This is a genomic window from uncultured Mucilaginibacter sp. (assembly GCF_903913935.1).
Lineage (GTDB): Bacteria > Bacteroidota > Bacteroidia > Sphingobacteriales > Sphingobacteriaceae > Mucilaginibacter.
In genome coordinates, this window is record NZ_CAIWNH010000068.1 from 1 (window position 1) to 1,971 (window position 1,971).

The following is a 1,971-nucleotide window of genomic DNA, read 5'->3' on the forward strand; positions in this document are numbered from 1 at the left end:
CAGGTTTTCTATTACCGTTCCTCTTTCATCAATAATATACAAGCCGTTCATCTGGGTGCCAACAGCAATGGTATGGTCATCCGTCAGCCGTGCGCATAAAAGCAATTGGTTTTCAAAAGGGTTGTTCCCACTGAATTTGAAAGCAATTAATTTTTGGTTCGATAAAATAAAAATTCCATTCTTTAGGGTGGTGATCAAAATGCTGTCTCTGTTTAAGCCCAAAATGGAAGTTATGGACCAGTTTTTCGGGTAAGGATCATTGATTGGTAACGGCGACCATTTCCCCATTGTAAACTCGAACAAGCCTTTTTTTGCATCCTGGGCAAATAGGCGGGTATTGCACGAACCTAAAAACTGCCATTGTGATACCGGTTCGTAATAGCTTAGTTTTTGCCCGTCAAATATAAAAATATGGCCTTGCGACCTGAAAAACAACTTGCCTTTATAGGGTACGATGTCCCAAATATCCCTGGTAGAGCTTATCGCGCCGGGCAATAGCGTTTTTAGGGTAGTATAAACCAGCGTGCCGTTTTTGTCAGGGGCGAAATAGCCTATTTCATTCTGACCACCAACATATATCTTATTGTCGGGGGCCACCGCAACAGATCTTACAATGGTTTTATTAGGCAGCGGATAAAGTTTCCAGTAGGTACCATCAAAACTGAGCAGGCCCTCACTGTTTGCAAAATAAAGAATACCGTTTTTGTCCTGTGCGATGCCGCGGTTTTGCAATCCTGCGTTATATTCACTCCGCGAATAAGAAATGATATTGGGTAACCCGATGGGGTTTTGGCCTTTAGCGTAACCAAAGCCGATCAATATAAAAAGCAACAACCATTTTTTACCCATGTACCAACGCGTATTTTTTCTGAGGATGCAAAAGAAAACGATAAAGTCCATTTTACAATATAATTCAGGGCATGAAGTAGTAATGATGTATCGCTAAATTAGACATCTTTTAGCGTATAATCTAATTTTGATCGTCGTCAATCCAATAAAATAAACCACATTGAAAGCTGAAGTTCAATTTTATACCAATACCCTGCAAATATGTTTATATCCGTTTAATGCCAATTGGCGGCCGAACTACAAAAGTATTAGCTTATTTTTACGGCGGGACACCTTCATGGTCGCCTGATAGCAAGCATATCGCTTTTATCAGTAATACCATCCCCATTGAACCAGAAAACTAAAATTATTGAATATGATCTATTTGGCAAACAAACAAAGGTACCAGGATATGGAATACCGCCGCTGCGGTAACAGCGGACTAAAGCTGCCCGCCGTTTCATTAGGGCTGTGGCATAATTTCGGCGATATCGACAAGCAGGAAAATGCAAAGAATATTTTAAGAACGGCTTTTGATGCCGGTATCACCCACTTCGACCTGGCAAATAACTACGGGCCGCCTCCGGGATCGGCTGAAGAGAATTTTGGGAAGATCTATAAAGATGATTTTAAATCTTACCGCGATGAACTCATCATCTCCACCAAAGCTGGCTGGCCGATGTGGGAGGGCCCTTATGGCGATATGGGTTCAAAAAAATATTTGGTTGCCAGCCTCGACCAGAGTTTAAAAAGAATGGGCCTGGAATATGTGGATATATTTTACCACCACCGTCCGGATCCCGAAACCCCGCTGGAGGAAACCATGACTGCACTCGACCTGATCGTTCGCCAGGGTAAGGCGCTTTACGTAGGTATATCCAGCTACCAGCCAGAAGAAACAGCAAAGGCGATTGCCATATTGAAAGATTTAGGTACGCCCTGCCTGATCCATCAACCCAAATATTCAATGTTCGACCGCTGGGTTGAGGGTGGTTTAATGGACGTGTTGGGAGAGAATGGCGTGGGCTGTATTCCGTTTTCGCCATTGGCACAAGGCCTTTTAACCAATAAATATTTAAGCGGTATCCCCGAAGGATCAAGGGCAACCACCCATCGCGGCAACGGTGCTATTGAAGAAGATGC

At 43.2% G+C, this 1,971-nt stretch carries 2 protein-coding genes and 1 pseudogene; 2 read left to right on the forward strand and 1 reads right to left on the reverse strand.

Going from position 1 to position 1,971, the window contains the following annotated elements; all coding sequences use genetic code 11:
* Positions 1-900 (reverse strand): annotated as a pseudogene (locus QZY09_RS02720) (transcriptional regulator); the annotation flags it as partial.
* 167 nt (positions 901-1,067) lie between these two features.
* Between QZY09_RS02720 and QZY09_RS02725 the strand changes: the two are divergent.
* Both QZY09_RS02725 and QZY09_RS02730 read left to right on the forward strand, forming a co-directional pair.
* Complete coding sequence (locus QZY09_RS02725) at positions 1,068-1,193, forward strand: hypothetical protein (protein ID WP_295667778.1); 126 nt, start codon at positions 1,068-1,070, stop codon at positions 1,191-1,193.
* An 11-nt stretch (positions 1,194-1,204) separates the two neighbouring features.
* Positions 1,205-1,971, forward strand: a 767-nt coding sequence (locus QZY09_RS02730; protein WP_295667780.1) for an aldo/keto reductase, incomplete at its 3' end; no start/stop codon positions are given.